The organism is Shewanella oncorhynchi, from assembly GCF_012584455.1.
In the GTDB taxonomy this organism is placed as follows: Bacteria; Pseudomonadota; Gammaproteobacteria; order Enterobacterales; family Shewanellaceae; genus Shewanella; species Shewanella oncorhynchi.
Genome location: NZ_JABAEB010000001.1, coordinates 503266 through 525097, shown reverse-complemented (window position 1 = coordinate 525097; position 21832 = coordinate 503266). Strand labels below are relative to the sequence as shown.

Genomic DNA, 21832 nt, shown 5'->3' with positions numbered 1-21832 from the left:
AAGTCGAAAGCTGACCAGATTCAAGTAAGATGAGCATATGAGCAAAAAAATAAAAGCAGCGTATCTCGCTGCTTTTATTGGATATGATGTTGAGGTAACAAAGGGCTAATCTCTTTTGCCCACTTTCTCTAACCCCCAAACCAGTGCAATCGCCGCTAACATACACACAATGGCGAACAGCAGTTGTGAAGGCTGACCCGTTACTTGCTCAAAATTAAGCGGGGAAATATTTTGCTCCAGCAAAGGTACTTGTTCGCCGTGGGAGTTAGTCCGCCAAGTTAAGATTTCTTTCCATGGCCAAATTTTACCTAAGGTACCTAACATTAATCCGGTTAGAAACACGATAGTGGCATCATGGTATTTACGCAGCAGCGCCGACAATAAATGGCTGAACGTCAGTAATCCCATCACGGCACCAGCAGCAAAACAGGCCAAAATATCCAGCTGAATATTTTTAGCGGCAGCGAGGACCACAGGATATAACCCTAACAATAATAAGATGAAACTGCCTGAAATTCCCGGCAATACCATAGCGCAAATCGCAATCGCGCCGCCGAAAAAGATATTCATGTAACTGGCTTCTACCGCGACCGGATTCAGTACAGTAATCGCCCATGCAGCCAGCACACCAAGCGCAAATAAACCTAAACGTGCCACAGTGAAACCACTCACTTGCTTAAGCATATGCACGACAGAGATAAGAATAAGCCCAAAAAAGAACGACCAGATCGGGATGGGATGTACCGCCAACAACCAAGAAATCAGCTTCGCAAAGGTAAAAATACTGGTCAGGATCCCCGCCAGCAGACTCACTAAAAAGCCACCATTAATATGGGCAAATGCCCCTTTTATGCCCTGCGACTTGATTACACCCCAAAGGGAAGGATTAATGCGTTTTACACTATCGAGCAAAGTATCGAGAATACCGGTAATAAACGCTATGGTGCCGCCCGAAACGCCAGGCACAACATCAGCAGCGCCCATGGCCATTCCCTTAAAATACGTCAGCAAATATTTCACTGTGAGTCCTTGTAGTTAAATCAACATGCCATTGCCGCTACACGACAAATTGGCCGCAATTATACGGTGTTACACTTAAAACAGCGAAATGAAGTTTACTTAATTAAGCCGACTGGTATTTGTTGTTATCCTAATGTTACACTCATCCGACCAGAGCAACCCAAGCTCAACTTGGAACAGGCTCAAGATAACAACACCCCTTTGCACCATTATTAAGGATGACCATGAGCCAGACAGACTCTTCTAGCACTGCAGAACAAAAACCTAATAAAGTGCTCGCGCTCTACCACAAAACTCGCCGTTATCCCTTCGGCCAAAAACTGTTTTCAATCATGGTTTCACGCATGGCGCCCTATTTCGGCACCATCAAACCACTGATCACTGAATTACGCCTTAATCATTGCGCCTGTTTAATTAAAAAACGCCATGCCGTTCATAATCATATAAAAACAGTGCATGTGATTGCGATTTGTAATGGTCTAGAAATGGCCATGGGCGTGATGGCCGAAGCTTCAATTCCAAAACATTTACGTTGGATACCTAAGGGCATGAGTTTGGATTATACGGCTAAAGCAGGCAGCGATATTTTATGTGTCGCCGAAGTGGCACCAGAGCAATGGACTCCTGGCGATATGCTGGTCCCCGTTACCGCCTACGACACCCAAGGAGTGGTTGTGGTGAAAGGACATATCAAATTGTGGATTTCAGAAAAACCGCAAAAATAAACGTTTTGAATCAAGACTTACACTTAATATCAGCATTTAAAAAGGGAGCTTTGCTCCCTTTACTTTTTAACCTTCAGCCGTATTTCGCAAAAACATTCGGGGAAATGAATTGTGCGGCGCCTTGCTCGCTCACGTTTAAGTACGAACTGTTAGATACGAGCTTTTAAAATCCCAGCCCTATCGCAATATAGCTGCACCGTTATGCAAAATATTAAGCGAAATGGCTTGCGGTAAATTGCTCAATTAAACGGATAAAGTCGGCTTCAGCAAGCTTGGCACATTTTAAGGTTTGTTCATGGGATAACTGCACGTCCCCCAACCCTTCTGCCATATTGGTAATGGCGCACACAGCCAACACGGGCAAACCACAATGCGCCGCCGAAATCACCTCTGGCACCACGGACATACCCACTACATCGCCACCGATGATTTGCATCATGCGGATTTCAGCCGCGGTTTCAAAACACGGGCCAGAGTAAGACACAAAGACCCCTTGATTCACTTCAATGCCTGCGGCTTTTGCAACACTTAAGGCTTCTGCTCTCAGGTCTTTATCATAAGCATTGGCTAGGCTAAAAAAGCGTGGGCCGTAGCTATCATCATTTGCGCCCGTCATGGGCGTACCCGGCATAGTATTAATGTGATCGCTGAAAATCACTAATGATCCCACGCCGATCCGCTCTGGCCGTAATGACCCCGCAGCGTTAGTCACGAGTAACAATTCACACCCTAAACGTTTGAAAGTACGCACAGGCGTCCTCATCACCTTCATGCTTTGATGCTCGTAAAAATGCCCGCGGCCTTTCATGCACACTATATCGATGCCATGTAAGCTGCCGAGCACAAGCTCTCCCGAGTGGCCGACGACGGTACTCACAGGAAAACCGTCTAACTCTTCATAGGGGATCACCACTTTATTATCTAAATTATCGGCAAACGCGCCAAGCCCTGAGCCCAAAATCATAGCAGCACGGGGTGAGAAATTCGGTTTACGGGCTCGAATCGTCGCAAGGGCATTAATAACGGGATCATGGCTCATACAAGGTACCTCATAGCAAGGGAATGAAAGAGTAAGCGACCCTCAGTATAAGCGGGCTTAGGGTTGCAAATAATCGCGATTAATCGCACTATTGTGCTGATAAAAATGACAATAACTAGAAAATGGTGAGCCTAAGATGAGCAAGATAAACGCACCTGAACTCGTCACCTTGAAGATGCTGCGGTATTTCCATCGAGTGGCTGAAGTGAAAAACTTTACCGCTGCCGCCGAGCAACTGCATTTATCGAAATCTCCGCTGAGCGCACAAATCAAAGAGTTAGAATCGCTCCTTGGCGTTGAGCTGTTCACCCGCAGCACTCGTCAGGTCGAACTCACGCCCTATGGCCAATTGTTAAGAGAGAAGTGCGAACAAATATTCGAGCTGGTGAATACCTCATTGGAACAAGTGGCTCAGCTTGGGCGACTCGATAGAAACCATATTCGGATTGGCATCATGAGCTCGCTGTTTTGGATGGGATTTGGTGACATACTGAAAAGCTTTCGCAAGCAATGCCCTGATAATGACCTGATATTTCAAGAATTATCACCTGAAACTCAAAAAGTCGCCTTAGCACATCAAGAAATCGATTTTGGCCTAGTGCGCTACGCCGACACCTTAAATTTGCCGCACCTTCTCGCCGAAACCATCACCAGCGAACCTATGGTGTTAGCACTGGCAAGTAAGCATCCCTTAGCCAGACGCAAAAGCACCGACTTGAGTGAACTCAAAGATGAGCCTTTTACCTTACTCAGCCGTGCCAATTCCGCCTCTAGCGATTTGATTATCGCCAGCTGTCAGGCCGCAGGATTTATGCCGCAATTAGTACAGGAAATGGTCGAGCCCAATAGCTTGATGGCTATCATCGCTGCCGATAACAGGGTATCCATAGTGCCGCAAAGTTATGCTTCACAACCTTGGCCTAGAGTAAAGTTTATTAAGTTAAAACAAACCATCCCCGCCGATATCTGCCTGATTTATCGGCCAGAAATGGCTTCGCTGCCGATTCTCGATAGTCTGAGGAACTTATTGAAGCAACAAATCAAAACCATTTAGATTGTCTCCCAAACGAGTGCTATGCTGAGTGCAATACTCAGGGTTCATATTTTAAGGATATCAAGATGGATGAATTTTTAGCGGCAGCCATTGAAGAAGCCAAACAAGGACTCGCCGAGGGCGGCATCCCCATTGGTTCGGTATTAGTGATCGATGGCAAAATCGTCGGGCGCGGCCACAATAAACGGGTACAAAAAGGCAGTTCAGTACTGCATGCCGAAATGGATTGTCTCGAAAATGCCGGCCGATTTAGCGCCGCCGAGTACCAAAGGGCGACCTTGTATTCCACCCTATCGCCCTGCGATATGTGCAGCGGTGCAGTATTACTTTATGGCATACCAAAAGTCATCGTCGGTGAAAACGCTACCTTCCAAGGGCCTGAAGCCTATGTAAAATCCCGCGGTGTGGATGTCACTGTGGTCGATAATGCCGAGTGCAAACAATTGATGCAGGACTTTATCGCCAGTAATCCCACACTCTGGAACGAAGATATCGGCGAGTAATGGTTCGACAGTCTTCTCAATCCGTTTCTGCATTTTTGTATTTCACTTTTTACGTTGGCGCTATTTCACTTTCTACCTTTCCTGTATTTTACTTTTTGTGTTGGCTGTATTTCATTGGGGGCTAGCGCCTGCTAGGCTAGCCCTCCCAAATTCCAGTGAAAAGTGGAACATGTCTACTAGCGAAAGGAACTCAGCTAACGTGTCAGCAAACTTACCTAAAGACCCTTGGTCAAGATCAGACTCCACACAGCCTGTTGTAATGACGATACCCACACAGCGTAATGCAAACCTCGATGCTATTCGCGGCTTAGCCGTGTTGGGGATATTTTTTATGAATATCTATTTTATGGGCATTACTTTTTTTGGCTATGCGCCCCATGAAACACAGCCGCTGTCGGATCACATTATCAAAGTGTTCAGTAACTTTTTCATCGAGGCACGCTTTATCAGTCTGTTTTCCATCTTGTTTGGCGTCGGGCTTTTTATTCAATATCAGCGATTTAGCGCCAAAGGCCTAGAAGCTTACCCCCTACTGCGATCACGTTTAAAATGGTTAATTGTATTTGGCCTACTCCACGGCATTTTTATTTGGTCAGGTGATATTTTATTCACCTATGGCATCAGCGGATTTTTAGCTTTGTGTTACAAAGATTTAAGTGTTGAAGCCCTTAAGCGCAAAGCGAATATTTTTATTTTAAGCGCCTTAGTTATCATTACGCTGGTTAGCCTTACGGGCAGCGATGAACCTTTCACTCGAGAATCGAGTCTATTTGCAGAGCAATACAGTGCATGGACCTCTGGCTATGCCGACCAACTATTACTGCAATTGATGCAAGTTGGCTATATGGCACTGGTGATCCCTTTTACCATAATGTGGTTTACGGCTGGCTTGATGTTGCTCGGTATGGCTTTGTATCAACAGGGGATTTTTGAGCAAGGTTTTAGCAAATCGGTACTGGTGAAGTTAGTGCTAGCAAGCGTAACGCTATCACTGCTTGATACCATCTTAGGTTTAACGAAAAATACCATTCTCGTTGCGTTTTCAGATGTGTTAATCATGCTAAGTGCTATTCCTATGGCACTGATTTACATCCATATTATAGTTAAAGTTTGCCAGAATAATCCTAATATACTGACTCCGCTGCAAAATGTTGGCAAACTCGCGTTTAGTCTCTATATTCTGCAATCCATCGTTGGCGTGTTAGTGTTTAGACACTTAGCTCCCGAATTGCTATTGAGCTTAGATAGATGGGGATACATGGCCATGGCGCTGGTTTATTCAGTAGTGCAATTACTGTTAGCCAGCCTGTACTTACACTATTTCAAACAAGGGCCGCTAGAGAAACTGTGGCGCCACCTCGCATTTAAAAAATACACGGCATCACAAGAACACAAGCAAGCTTAAAAACACTGACACGAGATTGATACCAGATAATGACAAACAAAAAAACTACCAAAACGGGCAACAGCGCTTCACCTCAAACCAATCGCCCGCAAAAGAATCGAGCACAAAGCGGTCGCGCTCAGAACAGTCGCACACAGAACAATCGCGCCCAAAGTAGCCGCACTCAAAAATCCAATACAGCCGCTTCAGGCTCAAGCCTTATGCCGCTGTTATTGGTGGTAATTTTTCTTGCTGGCTTAATCGGCGCAGCGCAGCAACATATGCTGCCAGTCGGGATTGCGGGCATGTACCTCACGCTAAGCCTGCTGACCTTTATCGCCTATGCCATCGATAAATCCGCCGCTAAACGTAACAAATGGCGCACTAAAGAAAGCACATTACATCTGCTCGCCCTCATGGGCGGTTGGCCCGGCGCTCTATTTGCCCAAAACCTGTTAAGACACAAGTCCGTTAAAGCCTCATTTAGAAACGTCTTTTGGCTCACCGTTGTCGCTAACTTAGCCGTGCTGGGTTATGGCATAAAAACCGGCGCCGTAGATATGTTTATCTAATGCTCTTATGTAAGAGCTTTTATGTAAGGGCTTTTATACAAAGGCTTTTATATGAGGTGCCTTATCTAAGAATCGCCATCTGAGGGTGGCACTCTAAGCAGCATGAGTCGCGGCATCGATCAACTGCTCAACCACAGACAACGCCAACAGTGCTGACTGAGTGTCACCTTTTAGTTGCGCCGACACTATCGCCCCCTCTTTGAGTAAACCTATTGCCGCAACGAGAAATTGGGTCTTAGCTTCTGGCAACCCCAATGCCGATACTTGCTGTTCAATTAAACTCGCCACTCGCTGTTTATGCAGGGCGCAGAGTTGGTGCACTGGATGGCTCGGCTCAGTAAATTCGGCGCTGACATTGATAAAAAAACAGCCGCGAAACTCACACAGTTGCGGCACTCTTTGATTAAACCAATCATCGAGCGCGATAAATAACCCACCAATGCCCTCCCGTCCCGCTGGCAATGCGTTCACTCGCTCGCTAAGCCATTGATAAAATACCTCATCACGATAGCGAACCACGGCTTCAACTAACTCATCTTTACTGGCAAAGTGGTGGTACAGAGTTTTTTTGGCGATCGCCGATTCCTGCAAAATCTGGTTAATCCCCACCCCATGCACACTTTGAAAATAAAACAGTTTAAATGCGGTAGTGACCAATTGCTGCCGTTTATCCGATGGCGTACCTGCCTGAATCTCAGTGCCCTGCATCAACTCATTCCTCTTCTTTGGTAAACATTCGTTAGCAAATCTTAGCTAACAAATATGAGTCCTATCTTCTCACGAGTAGACAAGTCAGTCTACTCGTGAGAACATTCACATCGGTAGACAAATTTGTCTACTTCGGTAACTAAATTAAGTTAATAGTGAAATCAAGAGTGAACACGGAACACCACGGCATGTTAGCGGCGATGGTTTGCTGAACATTCACGTCCACAATTCATTATCAAAATAAGGGCTTAACACAAGCCATTAATGGGAGAAAAGATGCAAAGAATCAATCCACAGAATCTAAAGATGGCCTTGCTCGCAGGGTGTGGAGCCACGTTGTGTATCAGTAGTTTAGCGACGCTTGAACAGCTAACACCGCAAACCATTTGGTTGATGGCCCCCTTTGGTGCCACTATGGTGTTGTTGTTTGCCTTGCCAGAAAGTCCACTCGCTCAACCGAGAAACATTTTCTGCGGCCACTTACTCACAAGTTTGGTTGGACTGATCATTCTAAATACTTTAGGAGTATCCCCGCTAGCCTTAGGGCTTGCGGTCGGATTAGGCATAGCGGTTATGATGTTAACTCATACTGTGCATCCACCAGCGGGAGCAAATCCTCTGGTCGTTATGCTCACGGCGCAGCACTGGGATTTTCTGTATATGCCCGTCGCCAGTGGTGTTGCACTCATTCTGGCTTTTGGTTGGCTGTATCACAACTTACTTTGCCGCCGACAATACCCACAAAAGTGGTTTTAATCATTCATCGCCAATAAAAAGGGCAATTTAAAATTGCCCTACACTTTACTCTAAAATGCAAAATTGGCTGCCACTTTGCCTTTAAAACCAGCTCAATGCGATACTGATAATCACACCAGTGATCATCAATTGCATTAAACAAAAGCCCATAATATCCCGCGCTTTTAAGCCTGCAATCGCCAGCACGGGCAGTGCCCAGAAAGGTTGAATCAAGTTAGTCCACGCATCTCCCCAAGCAACGGCCATTGCGACCCGAGCGACATCTGCACCTAAAGCCTGTGCGGCGGGTAACATAATCGGTGCCTGCACCGCCCATTGGCCACCTCCCGATGGCACAAAAATATTCACAATTCCTGCACTGATAAAGCTCCAAAATGGCAGGCTCTCGGCACTAGCGATGGCCACAAAACCTTCCGAAATACTTTGAGCTAAACCCGATTGCACCATCACGGCCATAATGCCCGCATAAAAGGGAAATTGGATAACAATACCTGCGCCGCCCTTAATGGCCTCATTCAAGCTGGTTAATAAACTGCGTGGTGTTTGATGTAACAGTATGGCGAGGAACAGAAATAAGAAATTCACTAAATTGAGGTTTAAGCTGCCGCCCTGCACCCAAAAGTAATAACCTAAATATACAAGCCCAGCGCCACCAACGCTCCAGCCGAGTAAACGGCTATTTTCTAACTTATCCGCAGGACGGCTTTCAGGCTGACGCTCGCTCATATTTGCAGAGTTAAGCTCTAACGCCGAAGCATCAAGTTCAGCGTCTTTGTCATCAAGGGCGCTTGGGTCAACATAAACACTGTCCTTATCTTCAGGCAACATAAAGCGATTCACTAAGGGCATGACCACAAACAGAATTGCCACTAACAATAAATTATAACTCGCGAAAATGGTGTCACTGGTGGGGATGATACCGATTTGCGGTTCAGAGAAATGCCCCGCCGTCGCTATGGTTAATGGGATCGAACCCGCAAGCCCACCATGCCAAACCACAAAGCCGGAATAGGCGCTGGCGACCAGCAGCCGATAATCCACTTTTACTTTGCGAGCTAAGGCTTTGGCAAATAACGCGCCCACCACTAGCCCAAAACCCCAGTTAATCCAACTGGCGGCCAGTGACACCAAAGTCACTAAAATAATGGCTTGTGGTGCCGACTTAGCCAATCCAGCAATGGCATCGAGCAGCTTTTTAATCGGCGGCGAGCTTGCCAACATAAATCCTGCAACCAGCACTAACAGCATCTGCATCGAAAAACTTAACAGCGTCCAAAAGCCATCGCCCCAATAATTGATGACTTCCAGCGGGGTTTTATGTTCGGCAACCACAGCAGCAATTAATACGACTAAGGTAAGTAAAAGCACGAAAATATAGGGATCGGGTAGATATCGGTCGACGAGTTTGACCAGAGGTTTTGCCGCTTTGTTTAACATAGACTTTCCTTGTTTATTATCTGAACTAAAACGTCAACACGCCCTAGTTCTTATTTGTTTTTATTGAATTTTAATTGAGTCTTAAGCCAACAGATTAAGCGATCTCTAAAGCAGGATAAAGTCTTGAGGGAGTTTTTAACGGTTTGAACTGGTAGCACCAGATATCCCGCTCAACGCACACGCGAGTGCCGATAGCATCTGATGCTAAAAAACTGATAATATGGCAAAAATTAACTAAGGTGCTCTTTATATGAAAATGTTACTTGCCGTTGTGGTGATTGCTGGGGTGATTTTTTACTTCTTTACCTCGATGAACGGCCAAAAAGCCGCCCAAGAAAATATCCGTTTAGGCAATGAGTTTTTAACACAAAACAAAACCAAAGAAGATGTGGTCACCACTGCTTCAGGTTTGCAATATCAAGTATTAACTCAGGGCGATGGCACAGTTCATCCTAAAGCCAGCGATACAGTGACAGTCCATTACCATGGCACTTTGATTGACGGTACTGTGTTTGACAGTTCGGTTGATCGCGGCGAACCCATCGCATTTCCGCTTAATCGGGTGATTAAAGGTTGGACTGAGGGCGTACAGCTTATGGTTGTTGGCGATAAAATGCGGTTTTTTATTCCCAGTGAACTCGCCTACGGTAACCGTAGCACGGGCAAGATTGGTGGTGGTTCTGTGTTAATTTTTGATGTGGAACTGCTTAAGATTGATTAAATCAGTCTTCAATGAGTCTGTCTTAACGCATTCGGCTGTATTCATAAAAAAACCTAACGCTTAATAAAGAAAAAAGCCCTGAATCTTCGCAGGGCTTTATTTTTTAACCAATAATATCAAAATTTTGGATAATTACTGGCAGGTTGCCGCGCCAATATCAACCCATACTGCTGCAACACTCGGTACATCACCTTTAGTCCAGTAACTCGCCTTCCAAACACGACCGTTATAGCGAGTAGTTTGACCGCCGTTATACACCACACCCGCATCCCAACCGAGATCAACTTGGCTGAGTAGCTGCCATTGGTCTGCGGTGCGAGATGGCGTATTGCCCTGCGTCCAATACTTTGCTTTCCATACCAACTGACTATGGCTCACAGTATTGCCAGTGTTATACACCACACTGGTTTGCCAAGCAGGATAGTTACCGGCATTGGGATCGGTTGCATCGCAACCACCGCCTACCACTTTTGGCGTCACAGTCAGATTCGTCGATGCACTTGCATCTAAGGCACCATCGGAAACCAGCACGCTCAAACCATAGAGGGTCGCTTCGGTAACATTGGGGCCAGTAACTACTAACGTGGCACTATTTTGCCCGGTTGCCGACACGCCTGCGGGCACAGTCCAAGCGTAGGTTAAGGCATCACCGTCTGCATCGGAGGCACTCGCTACTATACTGACGGTTTTACCCGCTTCAACTGTCGCAGTCGGAGCCAGAGTCACTACAGGTGCTTGATTAGGCGTATAAGCCTTGTTCGTCACCAGCACAGTATCGCTGGCAAATAGCCCTTCAGGATCGGTGACTTTAAGGCTAAAACCATAGGCGACATCGGTTTGGGTTGCTCCCAGTTGAATAGTCGCACTCGCCATATCCGCATTTGCGATGGCAATTGTTGGGCCAGACACTTGCGTCCAAAGATACGTCAGCGCGTTATTCTCAGGATCGCGCGAACCGCTACCATTGAGCGTCACATCGGCGGGACCGGTGACATTCACATCCGTGCCCGCATTAGCAATGGGCGCTTTATTCACTGGCGGAGTGGTGCCTTCACCATGACCTAAACCTTCGTGCATGGCATTCAGAATGTCGCCATTATCGGCATCAAGTTCCCACGCAAAGAGCCCACCAAGTTGATTAGAAAGCACATATTGCCCTTTAGCTTTAACTGAACGAGCATCATCGAAAGTGATTAAATCGCCAGTAGATGCCTTGAACAAAGATGGCGCCTCAGCTGTTTCGTCATAGCTGTAAGTCCAACCGCTTCCCATGTAGTCGTTCGCTATCTGACGATAATCCACCACACCAGCTTCCCAAGTACCTTTCACTTTGCCCGTTGCCGTTCCCGTGAAAGGATTATTACCACTGTAGCCATTGACACCTGTCCAGCCGCGGCCGTACATAGCGGCACCGACCACAATTTTCCCAGGGGTCACGCCTTGGCCTAACAGCGCATTAACGCCATTAGCTGTGGTGTAACGAGTATTAGGATCCCAGCTCGCTTCATACAGATTGGTTTGATGGCCGAGTTCAGTATTAGTCCAACCACCATTAAAGTCGTAACTCATCAAGAAGATGTAATCCATGTACTGCTGAGCAGCCTGATAATCGACTTTTTGAATTTTATCGTCACCAGCGCTAATGGCTGAGGTCAGCTCATAGGTACGACCCGTTTCGGCGCTTAGTTCATCAAGCATCGCCCGCAGTTCACGCATCAGAGTCACATAGGTTTCACCGTCATTGGCATTACCTAAATTTGGGTTAGCGCCATTCCCCCCTGGAAATTCCCAGTCGATATCTACGCCATCGAAGAATTTCCAGGTCTGTAGAAACTCTTTCACCGAAGCGACAAAGATATCGCGCTTGGTTTTATCACCGAAGAAAAAGAAGGGATCCGAGAGGGTCCAACCACCGACCGAAGGTAAAATCTTCAAATCTGGATGTGCTTGCTTAAGTGCCATCAATTGACCGAAGTTACCTTTGTAAGGATCTGAATGCTCACTCACTCCCGCCTGCGGTATTTGAATCGCCGCCCAAGGATCGTGAATCGCAACTTTAAAATCACCACGACCACTACAGGCACGTTGCAACGCTTCGAAACTGCCTTCGATTTCTTTCAAGCTATCATTGATGCCATCACCACCACAAATTGGGGTAAAGCCATATAAAATATGGGTTAAGTTTTGCGCAGGTATCTTATCGACCGGGAATTTACGACCGTATACGCCCCATTCGACAAAGTAACCGCCCACCACTTTGCCTGATTTATTAGCATAGGGACGGTTGTTTTCTTTTAGGGGAGCATTGAGTGGCACTAAATGGCTGCCGTCGGTATCAGCCACGAGGATTTGTTTAGCATCGCTCGCCGTACAGCCATCGCTGTTACACAGTTGTACTTGCATCTGATAACGGCCGCCCTTGTTCACCTTAAAGTTAGCGGTTCCCGACGCGCCAGATGGGCCTTCCCAAACTACATTGCCGTTGAGTAACACTTGGGCTCTATTGCCCACATCGCCACTCCAAAGGTTCCAACTGACGGAGACATCGGCGGCATCTTTCACCGTAACTAATTGATTGTAAGCGGTAGCCGCTTGATTCACTTCAATAATAGCGAACTTAGTTTCGCCCCAACCTAAAGTCGGTTTACCGGGCGCCGCTGCAAAAACGCTGGCACTGATGGTAGATGCCAGCGCTGATGCCACTAGCAAGGCTGATGTTGAAATTTGAGTCTTGAACATGAGATATCCCTATTGAATTTTTATATGAATCAATAAGGCAAACAAAGCGTAGACAGGAAACAACACTCTCTTAAAACCATGCAAAACGACTGACAACTGCACGAAGAAAAACCTGTGGTATCCCCGCTATCATAGGTACAGACGAACCCTTAGACCGGAGGCTTTGCGTCCCAGTTTTTCAACTGGTTTGCCTTTTACACACAATGACAACGTTGTCATTGCAAATATCAGCATAAGCGTAAGCGCAATAAAATTGCAACAAAATATTATCAACTGTGTTATTGGCTAAAATCGTAAATAGAACTAGGCATCTGATAAGAAAGGAATTATGCAAATTAAACTATCGCTAATATTTACTTTGGATAATGAGGATTATCTGAATACTTTAAGAATAAAAAAAACAGGACTCGATATGCCAAAGGCATCATAAGTCCTGCTTTGTATTTCACAATTTACGTCGCTTATGCAGCTAAACCTCAATCACTAAACATTCATGGCGCAAACCATTGTCGAGCAACATTATGATCCTTATGCGCGGGGCATTTATTATTCTTATGCGCGGGGGTAGTCCCTTGCGAGCATCACAGATAAACCGCGGCAAACCAAGGTCTCCATATCATCGACACGATTGATTTTCATCTCAGCTAAGGGCGCGCTCAATGCCATTTGCTTTAAGCTTTCGAGACAGCCTTTGTAGTAAGGAGCGCTATTCATCATACCGCCAGCAAGCCAAATTCGATTGGGATTAAATAAATTAACCGCCCACGCTAATCCCATGCCGAGATAACTGCCCGCGCGATATAAATCATCCTGAGTGGAGATTTTGCGGCTGCGCACTGAATCGCCACTGGCCAGTTGCTCTAAACTAAACTCGCCAGATTCTGTCATCACGCGACAAGGCCCCAACTCCCCCGCCACGCCCGTCGCTCCCGTAAAGACTTGTCCATTAAAAGCAATAGACATACCGATCCCAGTGCCGCACATGACCAATAACTCACAGGCATATTTGGCATCACAAGTCGCTTGCATACCCGCATCGATATCGTTGCAGATAAACTTAAGCTCACCCTGGGTTTTGACTGTATCGAAGCTCAATCCATTGAGTCCAGGTAAAGATTTACAAGAAACCAAACGATTATTTTGTACCAGTCCAGGTACGGCAATCGCTAGTTGGTAATGCTGTAAATCATAATCACGTTCAAACGCCGCAATTTGATTATTTAACTCTTCAATTTTAAAACCTTCACCTGTGGGGATTTTATATTGTTCTGTATGTCCCGCGAGCTGAAGTTCGAACAGGGCTTTGGTACCGCCCACATCTATTGTTAGTATTTGCATCGCTTACTCCACTGATACATGTGCCCCACTCTGACCCCGAGTAGAGATGGCAAATGTTAGCATAGGGTCCAAATGTTAGCGATTGAATAAAACTTAAGTTGCTAATTTGTAAGGAACAAGTCCTAATTAAAACATGACCAACCTTTTATTTAATTCACTTTTCATGCTCAAAATCACATAAATAAATTAACAACAAACCCCATAACCTCAAGCGTCTTACCTGCACAAATTCACGATTGTATACAAAATCCTTTATTCGCTACCCTTGCATCTAGCGCGCTAGACTTGCGATAATCCGAGCCGGTTAAAACTCAAATCAACATAAACCTACTCATCCTTAGGTGATCTTCGCCTACCGACTCGCATAGCATGCCAGTCACTATTGGAGCCCTTATGTCACAATCAATCGCTAACCGTCTCGGTGCTATTCGTAACGAATTAACATCTGCTAATCTCGATGCTTTTATTATTCCCCGTGCCGACGAATATCTGGGCGAATATGTGCCAGCACATAACGAACGTTTGTACTGGGCAACCAACTTTACCGGTTCGGCGGGTATGGCTATCGTATTGAAAGATAAAGCCGCAATATTTACCGATGGCCGCTATACGGTTCAAGTTCGTTTGCAAGTCGATGCCACACTTTTCAGTTATGAAAGCCTAACCGATACACCACAAATTGAGTGGTTATGTGACACGCTACCAGCAGGGTCTCGCGTTGGTTTCGATGCGCGCTTACACACCTTAGCTTGGTATGAAAATGCCAAAGCAACCTTAAATAAATCCCAAATCGAATTAGTTGCAGTTGAACAAAACCCCATCGATTTGCATTGGCAGAATCGGCCAGCACAGTCGAACGCGCCTATCACTTTGTTTAGCAACGAGAGTGCAGGTAAAACCAGCCTGCAAAAACGCATTGAAATTGGTACCTTAGTAAAGAAAGCCGGTGGTGATGTTGCCTTAATCGCCGCCTTAGATTCTTTCTGCTGGCTACTCAACATTCGCGGCAATGATGTACCGCGCCTGCCCGTTGTACTCGGCAGTGCCCTGCTCCACGCCAATGGCGATATGCAGCTTTTCACCGATTTAAGCAAACTCCCAGAGGGCATTGAGGAGCATGTTGGTGCTGGCGTAAGCTTTAAGGGCGAGGCATCTCTTGCCGATACACTCGCCAGCATGCAGGATGTAAAACTACTTGCCGATCCGAATTCTGCAAACGCTTGGGCACAAAACATTGCCCGTGAGGCAGGAGCAAAATTGATAGCTGGAATCGATCCTGTCGCTTTACCTAAAGCGCAGAAAAACGCCGCAGAACTGGCCGGCATGCGTGCCTGCCATATCCGCGATGGCGTCGCCGTGAGTCGATTCCTTGCATGGCTCGATGCCGAAGTGGCAGCCAATCGTATGCACGATGAAGGCACCCTTGCGGATAAATTGGAAAGCTTTCGCCTAGAAGATGAGCGTTACCGCGAGCCAAGTTTCGACACGATTTCAGCTGCCGGTCCTAATGCCGCTATGTGCCATTACAATCACAACAATGGCACACCAGCCATGATGACAATGGACAGCATCTACTTAGTGGATTCTGGCGCTCAGTATATTGATGGCACTACAGATGTGACCCGTACCATTGCGATAGGTGAAGTGACCGATGAGCATAAAAAAATGGTTACGCTGGTGCTAAAAGGTCATATTGCCCTCGACCAAGCTCGCTTCCCGAAAGGCACCTCAGGCCAGCAGCTCGATGCATTCGCCCGCCAATATTTATGGCAACATGGTTTTGATTACGATCACGGTACAGGCCATGGTGTGGGTCATTTTTTAAGTGTGCACGAAGGTCCGCAGCGCATAGGCAAGAATGTTAACGCTATTGCCCTGATGCCAGGCATGGTGCTTTCCAACGAGCCGGGTTACTACCGCGCCGACGATTTCGGTATTCGCCTAGAAAACCTCGTCGTAGTGCAACACTGTGAAGCACTTAAAGGGGCTGAGCGTGAAATGTATGAATTCGATGCGTTGACTATGATCCCTATGGATGCACGCCTTATTGATAAGAGCCTGTTAACGCAAGGGGAAATAGACTGGTTTAATGCTTATCATCAGCAAGTATTCAATACACTTTCTCCGTTGATGTCAGGGGATGAATTGGCTTGGTTAACTCAAGTGACTAAAGCAATTTAGCACTCCGCTGATAAGTAGCAATTTAAGTCGTTATTTTAGTCACTTACGCGCTATAAAATAGAACGCCCAAGGCAATTAGCATTGGGCGTTTTTTTAGCGCTATCTGTATGTTTTAAAACCCACGTCTTATTTCAAAACCATGATTTAAAAACACGATTTAAAAACATGAGTCGCTAAACCATAGTAGGTTGTGCCATCGGCTGATAAGCATCATCCAGCGATGCTTTAGACAACACTTCAAAGTCCTGATGAATTTCAATAAAACAATCGACTAATTCAGGGTCGAAATGCTGACCTTTGCCTTCAATAATTAAGTCGATAGCCTCTTGGTGGCTAAAGGGCCGCTTATAACATCGGGGAGAAGTCAGCGCGTCATAAACATCAACTAGGGCCACTATCCTCGCCGAAAGCGGAATATCTTCACCTTTCAAACCAAGGGGATAACCACTACCATCCCACTTTTCATGGTGACCCGAGGCAATATCGCGGCCCATCTGAATAAAAGTACATTGGGGCGCATATTCCAACAAACTGCGTAGCACTTGTCCCCCGATCACAGGATGGGCTTTAATTTGCTCAAACTCCTGCGGCGTTAATTTACCCGGTTTAAGCAAAATCGCATCGGCAATACCGACTTTACCTATATCGTGCAAAATGGCCGACAAACTAATGTCTTGAATATAATCTTCGTTCAATTCTGCTGGAGGATTGGCAGCCAGTAGTCGCTGCGACGCGAGCATTTTCGAATACTGCCGCATACGTAGCAAATGCGCGCCCGTTTCGTTATCTCTGTATTCGGCGAGTTTAGCTAAGCCTAATACGGTAGCTTGGCGTGATGCTAAGGTTGAATCGAGTGCGTCAGCCAACTTACCTAATAAATAAGTAATAGTTAACGTCAACATAGCATTGGTCACGATAAAATTGACCACGACAACGGCCCAAATACCGACACTATAACCTTGGGTTTCAGGCCAATTGAGCCAATTAAAATGATAGGCAAAACCAATCAATACCAAACTTAGCCCATTCAAACACTGGGCATATAAGCTGGCTCGATTTCCTAAAAAAATACCGACTAACGGCGGGAAAATAAATAACCAGAAAAAACCAGCTCCCGAAGGGCCAATCGCAATTAAAAAACCGATGCCGATAGCAAAACCCAGCAAGCAGCCACAGCCAAAACGCGTACTATCAGCAAGCTTAGGAAAATACAGTAAAAGCAGTAAAAACAGATAAGCCAGCGTATCAAATACCACCATAAACCAGAGATCGGCGATGACGCATAAATACACACTTGTGATATATACAGGCACGCAGAGAATCGCTAGAAAGCCAAATAAACGTTCAAAGATCAAACGTCGCCAATGTGGCAGTGCCGCCGCTGTTCCCAAGGACGCTGTGGCTAATTTAGTTACACCACGCCTAAGTGATATCGCCATGGGAAGTTCCTCTTATGTAGCATTCCCGCTGTGAGCTAATGAACTAGAAGAGCAAAATCAAGATACACCGCTGAAGCAAGGAAAAATAAGCCATCTTTTGTTGCCAATTAAAGAATAGACTAAGGCCAATAAAGCGCTCCATGAATACTGCGATATCAAGCCGAATCAACGACATTAGTCCAATATCATCGAACATAATTTATATTTAAGATGAATGACAAATACCCACTCAAGACATAAAAGAATAACCCTATACAAAATACTAGAATTAACGATTTAACAGGATAAACGCTCGTTTAACTCCACATTCTCGCTACTTAAAAACTTTATATATTGCAATAGCTTATAAATACGACGAACGATTGATTTTCACCAGTCAGCCATGAGAAACCGCTCTCCTATACCCACACAAAAATGATACTCTTATCACATAACAAGCTTACTCCGATGAGAGTCAGCACAATAAAATTCGCGCCTAATACCGCGCCCTGAACCCTAATGAACCACATCGGCCCTGAATGGACACACTAAATGAGCCAGAGTAACGCCTCAGCGAATAAAATAGTTAATACACAGAGATCAGATCAAGAAATCCGCTTAACACCACAAGATGAACTCATTTCCACCACTGATACTCGCGGTATCATCACTTACGTTAATGCCCGTTTTGCCGAAGTCTCAGGCTATAGCGATCAAGAATTAATTGGCAATGCCCACAATATGGTGCGCCATCCGGATATGCCGAGCGCCGCCTTTAAAGAAATGTGGGAAAAGCTTAAGTCGGGCCAATCTTGGCGCGGCATAGTCAAGAACCGCTGTAAAAATGGGGGCTTCTATTGGGTCGATGCCTTTGTTTCGCCCTTGTTTGAAAACGGCACTATTATCGGTTACCAATCGGTGCGCATTCAGCCTCAAGCCGCCTACGTCACGAAAGCTAATGAGATTTACCAAAGACTCAAATTGGACAAATCCATTCCTAAACCCTTAAGTTTAATGCAAAAACGTATCGTATCTGCGGTTGTAGCCTCCACAGGTTTACTGATCGCTGGCTACTTTTGGGGCTGGGGCGTGATTATCGCAGGGGCGATTCTGATGAGCTTAAACCTCGCCATTTTCTACGATGAGGCCTTTCGTATTCCCGCTAAACTGATTGAAATGCAAACCAAATATGACTCTATCAGTCGTTATATTTACTCGGGTGCCGATACCTCTTCTATCCTCGATTTCCAGCTCATCATGCTGCAGGCTAAAATGAATGGCGTACTTGGGCGCACCCAAGATCAAGCCAATCAATTACATGCAATTGCCGATCAATTAGTGGTCGCGACCGAGCAAACCTATGTCAGCCTAGATCAAGAGAAAAGTCAGCTAGAACAGCTCTCTGGCGCGATGGAAGAAATGAGTTCAACCATCACAGAAGTGGCGCAGAATACCCATCTCACGTCCACCAGCATCAATACCGCCTATGATCTTTGCCTTAAAAGCAGTGCCAACATGAAGGCCAACACTCAAAAAATGGAGCAACTGGCAAAGTCTGTTGCCGATGCAACCAACAATGCCCATCAATTAAATAAAGAAGCCGAGCAAGTCGCTAATGCGATGGGCGAAATTGACTCTATTGCCGAGCAAACTAATCTCCTCGCCCTCAATGCCGCGATTGAAGCTGCCCGTGCGGGTGAACAAGGCCGTGGGTTTGCCGTGGTCGCCGATGAAGTACGCGCCCTATCGAGCAGAACCCAGCTATCGACCAACAGTATTTCTAAGAGTGTCGATAAGATGTTTACTATGCTCAACGCATGGGCCAAAGAAATGGAACAAAGCCGTCAACATGCGGAGCGTTGTGCCAGCGATATTCAATTGTCCGCCGACAATGTAAACACCATTTACCAAGAAGTGAGTGATATCCACACCTTTGCCCAACAAAATGCAGTGGCAGCCGATCAACAGCGTCAAGTGGTCAATGAGATCGCCAGTAATATTCACTCCATCACCCATGCCAGCGCCGAGAACTTAGCCGCAACCCATCTGATTGGTGATGCAGCCCATCTTCTTAAACACAATGCCGAAAAAGCCCTTGGCCTGAGGCGCACCTTCGGTTAAACATAAGTACAAGATCCAAAATACCGCAGCCTAGGTTGCGGTATTCTCTAATATAGCGAGCTTTAATCCGTATTGTTGAGTCCATATTTTACTCAACCCTTGTATAGATCAATAAGACCTTGCCCACCTGAACCAGTACTAAGCCTTTTATCCCCTCCTGATGAAATGATGCAGATAAAATGCCAAAACACTAAAAAGTACAGGTTTTAACCGAAATTTTTGCTATACTCCGCGCCCGCCATTTTTCTTATAAAATCTGTGTGGAAGAATGAGCCAGCCGGTACACCTCTCTCCTTTAGACGAGTGATAAAGAGGCTAGTGGCGCTTGAATGTTTGAATAAGTGAACGATAGGAATCCAAAATGAGATTTGAATCTTTTAGTTTTTCCCCCGAGATTTTGCGCGCTATCTCAGATTGCGGTTATCAACAAATGACGCCTATTCAGCAGCAAGCGATACCTGCTATCCGCCGCGGCCAAGATGTTTTAGCCAGTGCCCAAACCGGTACGGGTAAAACCGCCGCTTTCGCGCTGCCGATCCTGCAAAAGATGGTTGAAAAGCCAAGCGAAACGCTAAAGTCGAATGCCCGCGTATTGATCCTTACGCCGACCCGTGAGCTTGCAGCTCAAGTGGCTGACAACGTTACGGCTTACTGCAAGTACTTAAACTTCAGTGTCTTAACCATTTACGGCGGCGTAAAGATTGAGACTCAAGCGCAAAAGCTGAAACGCGGCGCCGATGTGATTGTTGCCACCCCAGGTCGCTTACTTGAGCACCTTACCGCCTGTAACTTAAGCCTGTCGAACGTCGACTTTTTAGTGCTAGACGAAGCCGATCGCATGCTCGACATGGGCTTTAGCGCCGATATCCAAAAAATCCTTCAAGCAGTAAATAAGAAACGTCAAAACTTGTTATTCTCGGCCACTTTCTCAAGTGCGGTGAAAAAACTCGCCAACGACATGATGGTTAAACCGCAAGTGATCAGCGTTGATAAACAAAACACTACAGCCGACACCGTTAGCCAAGTAGTTTATCCGGTTGAACAACGCCGTAAACGCGAACTGCTTTCTGAGCTTATCGGCAAGAAAAACTGGCAACAGGTATTGGTGTTTACTGCGACCCGTGAAGCCGCCGATACGCTAGTCAAAGAATTAAACTTAGATGGTATCCCATCTGAAGTGGTCCACGGTGAAAAAGGCCAAGGCAGTCGTCGCCGCGCCCTGCGTGAGTTTGTGGCGGGTGATGTACGGGTGCTAGTTGCCACCGAAGTCGCTGCCCGTGGTCTGGATATCCCAAGCCTTGAATACGTAGTCAACTATGACTTACCTTTCCTCGCCGAAGACTATGTCCACCGTATCGGTCGTACAGGCCGCGCGGGTAAAACTGGCGTAGCCATTTCTTTCGTGAGCCGCGAAGAAGAACGTACCTTAGCCGATATCGAAAAATTGATTGGCCAACAGATTCGCCGCGTCACTGTGCCAGGTTATGAAGTTGGCAGCCGCGAATTGCTATTAAAGCAATTGCAAACCCGCCGCAGTTTTGCCAAAAAGCAACAAAGAACCGACAACGTCGGCGCTCAAGTTGCTGCTGAGAAAAACATGCAGGGCCGCCGCGTAAAAATGAAGGTTGGTCAAGCACCGAGCAAGGCAAAAAAACTTAAGTAATTATCCGTTGATTGATATTATCAGTGTTTGTCAATATTGATAAAACAGCGATTTTAAAGCGTCCATAACCGGACGCTTTTTTATACTCACTCAATAATAACCTTGGTAACCTTTATCTCACCGTATTATGTTACCCAATAACGCTTGAAGCCTTGTTTCATTTATACTATTTTCGCCTCGCCACCCCGCGAGAGGAAGTATAATATCCGATCGAGTACTTCCTGGGTACTTCACACTACAGATATCGGTAAAATGGGTGAATCCATCATATAAAGGTTTTACATAAGGATTTGGCATAATCCCCAATTCAGCCAATACCATTAATTGTCCGCGAAAACTATATTTCTCATAGTTAGGAATAATTTTAGCTTTCTTGATGCGCTGTTCTAATTTTCCGGGTGTTTCATCTTGAGGAGCTTGACGGATCATATCGATTAACGATATCAATATACT

At 46.0% G+C, this 21832-nt stretch carries 18 protein-coding genes and 1 riboswitch; of the genes, 10 read left to right on the top strand and 8 right to left on the bottom strand.

Translation table 11 applies throughout. From position 1 onward, the window contains the following. Positions 1-105 precede the first annotated feature (105 nt). Positions 106-1020, bottom strand: coding sequence for a polyprenyl-phosphate transporter (locus HGO26_RS02255; protein ID WP_168823005.1), 915 nt, complete (start codon positions 1018-1020; stop codon positions 106-108). A gap of 224 nt (positions 1021-1244) precedes the next feature. Here HGO26_RS02255 and HGO26_RS02250 point away from each other — a divergent pair, with 224 nt between their 5' ends. Next, a complete protein-coding gene (locus HGO26_RS02250; protein ID WP_168823003.1) occupies positions 1245-1745 on the top strand; it encodes a hotdog fold domain-containing protein in 501 nt (166 codons plus the stop codon). A gap of 211 nt (positions 1746-1956) precedes the next feature. Here HGO26_RS02250 and xapA read toward each other — a convergent pair whose 3' ends face one another. After that, positions 1957-2784: a xanthosine phosphorylase gene (gene xapA, locus HGO26_RS02245; protein ID WP_168823001.1), complete on the bottom strand. Its 828-nt coding sequence runs from the start codon at positions 2782-2784 to the stop codon at positions 1957-1959. Positions 2785-2920: 136 nt separating this feature from the next. Here xapA and HGO26_RS02240 point away from each other — a divergent pair, with 136 nt between their 5' ends. From HGO26_RS02240 to HGO26_RS02225, 4 genes are all read left to right on the top strand, one after another. After that, the gene (locus HGO26_RS02240) at positions 2921-3838 is read left to right on the top strand and encodes a LysR family transcriptional regulator (RefSeq protein WP_168822998.1); all 918 of its coding nucleotides are present in this window, start codon (positions 2921-2923) and stop codon (positions 3836-3838) included. A 65-nt stretch (positions 3839-3903) separates the two neighbouring features. Continuing rightward, a complete protein-coding gene (locus HGO26_RS02235) occupies positions 3904-4341 on the top strand; it encodes a nucleoside deaminase (RefSeq protein ID WP_028761325.1) in 438 nt (145 codons plus the stop codon). A gap of 199 nt (positions 4342-4540) precedes the next feature. Next, positions 4541-5746, top strand: a complete 1206-nt coding sequence (locus tag HGO26_RS02230; protein ID WP_168822996.1) for a DUF418 domain-containing protein — start codon at positions 4541-4543, stop codon at positions 5744-5746. Between the two features lie 29 nt (positions 5747-5775). Beyond that, on the top strand, positions 5776-6297 hold the full coding sequence (locus tag HGO26_RS02225; RefSeq protein WP_247651444.1) for a DUF1294 domain-containing protein: 522 nt from the start codon (positions 5776-5778) through the stop codon (positions 6295-6297). A 93-nt stretch (positions 6298-6390) separates the two neighbouring features. On the opposite strand, the gene HGO26_RS02220 is transcribed toward HGO26_RS02225, so the two are convergent. Continuing rightward, entirely contained in the window at positions 6391-7005 is a 615-nt protein-coding gene (locus HGO26_RS02220; protein ID WP_168822994.1) for a TetR/AcrR family transcriptional regulator, read from the bottom strand. 276 nt (positions 7006-7281) lie between these two features. On the opposite strand from HGO26_RS02220, the gene HGO26_RS02215 reads away from it, so the two are divergent. Then, positions 7282-7761 (top strand): HPP family protein, encoded by a 480-nt coding sequence (locus HGO26_RS02215; RefSeq protein WP_168822992.1) that lies wholly within the window; start codon positions 7282-7284, stop codon positions 7759-7761. Between the two features lie 81 nt (positions 7762-7842). Here the strand turns inward: HGO26_RS02215 and HGO26_RS02210 are convergent, their stop codons facing one another. Continuing rightward, on the bottom strand, positions 7843-9198 hold the full coding sequence (locus HGO26_RS02210) for a short-chain fatty acid transporter (RefSeq protein ID WP_168822990.1): 1356 nt from the start codon (positions 9196-9198) through the stop codon (positions 7843-7845). Positions 9199-9448: 250 nt separating this feature from the next. On the opposite strand from HGO26_RS02210, the gene bamJ reads away from it, so the two are divergent. Continuing rightward, positions 9449-9919 (top strand): BamJ family beta-barrel-assembly machinery protein, encoded by a 471-nt coding sequence (gene bamJ / locus HGO26_RS02205; protein WP_168822988.1) that lies wholly within the window; start codon positions 9449-9451, stop codon positions 9917-9919. Positions 9920-10051: 132 nt separating this feature from the next. On the opposite strand, the gene HGO26_RS02200 is transcribed toward bamJ, so the two are convergent. Together HGO26_RS02200 and HGO26_RS02195 are read right to left on the bottom strand one after the other, a co-directional pair. Next, entirely contained in the window at positions 10052-12658 is a 2607-nt protein-coding gene (locus tag HGO26_RS02200) for a glycosyl hydrolase family 18 protein (RefSeq protein ID WP_168822986.1), read from the bottom strand. Positions 12659-12771: 113 nt separating this feature from the next. After that, a riboswitch (cyclic di-GMP riboswitch) is annotated at positions 12772-12860 on the bottom strand. 350 nt (positions 12861-13210) lie between these two features. After that, positions 13211-13996: an ROK family protein gene (locus HGO26_RS02195; RefSeq protein WP_028761333.1), complete on the bottom strand. Its 786-nt coding sequence runs from the start codon at positions 13994-13996 to the stop codon at positions 13211-13213. A gap of 393 nt (positions 13997-14389) precedes the next feature. Between HGO26_RS02195 and HGO26_RS02190 the strand changes: the two genes are divergently transcribed. Next, positions 14390-16177 carry an aminopeptidase P family protein gene (locus tag HGO26_RS02190; RefSeq protein WP_168822984.1) on the top strand — a complete coding sequence of 596 codons (1788 nt, stop codon included), beginning with the start codon at positions 14390-14392 and terminating at the stop codon, positions 16175-16177. Positions 16178-16350: 173 nt separating this feature from the next. Here HGO26_RS02190 and HGO26_RS02185 read toward each other — a convergent pair whose 3' ends face one another. Further along, positions 16351-17616, bottom strand: coding sequence for an HD-GYP domain-containing protein (locus HGO26_RS02185; RefSeq protein WP_168822982.1), 1266 nt, complete (start codon positions 17614-17616; stop codon positions 16351-16353). A gap of 531 nt (positions 17617-18147) precedes the next feature. Here HGO26_RS02185 and HGO26_RS02180 point away from each other — a divergent pair. Both HGO26_RS02180 and HGO26_RS02175 read left to right on the top strand, forming a co-directional pair. Continuing rightward, positions 18148-19716, top strand: coding sequence for a methyl-accepting chemotaxis protein (locus HGO26_RS02180; RefSeq protein ID WP_168822980.1), 1569 nt, complete (start codon positions 18148-18150; stop codon positions 19714-19716). Positions 19717-20077: 361 nt separating this feature from the next. Beyond that, positions 20078-21379 (top strand): DEAD/DEAH box helicase, encoded by a 1302-nt coding sequence (locus HGO26_RS02175; RefSeq protein ID WP_028761337.1) that lies wholly within the window; start codon positions 20078-20080, stop codon positions 21377-21379. Between the two features lie 117 nt (positions 21380-21496). On the opposite strand, the gene HGO26_RS22340 is transcribed toward HGO26_RS02175, so the two are convergent. Further along, positions 21497-21808, bottom strand: a complete 312-nt coding sequence (locus tag HGO26_RS22340) for a hypothetical protein (RefSeq protein ID WP_247651443.1) — start codon at positions 21806-21808, stop codon at positions 21497-21499. Positions 21809-21832: the final 24 nt, after the last annotated feature.

Bases quoted from the DNA above. Each gene is read 5' to 3' on its own strand.
- HGO26_RS02250 (WP_168823003.1), top strand. From the start codon at position 1,245: ATGAGCCAGACAGACTCTTCTAGCACTGCAGAACAAAAACCTAATAAA.
- xapA (WP_168823001.1), bottom strand. From the start codon at position 2,784: ATGAGCCATGATCCCGTTATTAATGCCCTTGCGACGATTCGAGCCCGT.
- HGO26_RS02240 (WP_168822998.1), top strand. From the start codon at position 2,921: ATGAGCAAGATAAACGCACCTGAACTCGTCACCTTGAAGATGCTGCGG.
- HGO26_RS02235 (WP_028761325.1), top strand. From the start codon at position 3,904: ATGGATGAATTTTTAGCGGCAGCCATTGAAGAAGCCAAACAAGGACTC.
- HGO26_RS02225 (WP_247651444.1), top strand. From the start codon at position 5,776: ATGACAAACAAAAAAACTACCAAAACGGGCAACAGCGCTTCACCTCAA.
- HGO26_RS02220 (WP_168822994.1), bottom strand. From the start codon at position 7,005: ATGCAGGGCACTGAGATTCAGGCAGGTACGCCATCGGATAAACGGCAG.
- HGO26_RS02215 (WP_168822992.1), top strand. From the start codon at position 7,282: ATGCAAAGAATCAATCCACAGAATCTAAAGATGGCCTTGCTCGCAGGG.
- HGO26_RS02210 (WP_168822990.1), bottom strand. From the start codon at position 9,198: ATGTTAAACAAAGCGGCAAAACCTCTGGTCAAACTCGTCGACCGATAT.
- bamJ (WP_168822988.1), top strand. From the start codon at position 9,449: ATGAAAATGTTACTTGCCGTTGTGGTGATTGCTGGGGTGATTTTTTAC.
- HGO26_RS02200 (WP_168822986.1), bottom strand. From the start codon at position 12,658: ATGTTCAAGACTCAAATTTCAACATCAGCCTTGCTAGTGGCATCAGCG.
- HGO26_RS02195 (WP_028761333.1), bottom strand. From the start codon at position 13,996: ATGCAAATACTAACAATAGATGTGGGCGGTACCAAAGCCCTGTTCGAA.
- HGO26_RS02190 (WP_168822984.1), top strand. From the start codon at position 14,390: ATGTCACAATCAATCGCTAACCGTCTCGGTGCTATTCGTAACGAATTA.
- HGO26_RS02185 (WP_168822982.1), bottom strand. From the start codon at position 17,616: ATGGCGATATCACTTAGGCGTGGTGTAACTAAATTAGCCACAGCGTCC.
- HGO26_RS02180 (WP_168822980.1), top strand. From the start codon at position 18,148: ATGAGCCAGAGTAACGCCTCAGCGAATAAAATAGTTAATACACAGAGA.
- HGO26_RS02175 (WP_028761337.1), top strand. From the start codon at position 20,078: ATGAGATTTGAATCTTTTAGTTTTTCCCCCGAGATTTTGCGCGCTATC.
- HGO26_RS22340 (WP_247651443.1), bottom strand. From the start codon at position 21,808: ATGATCCGTCAAGCTCCTCAAGATGAAACACCCGGAAAATTAGAACAG.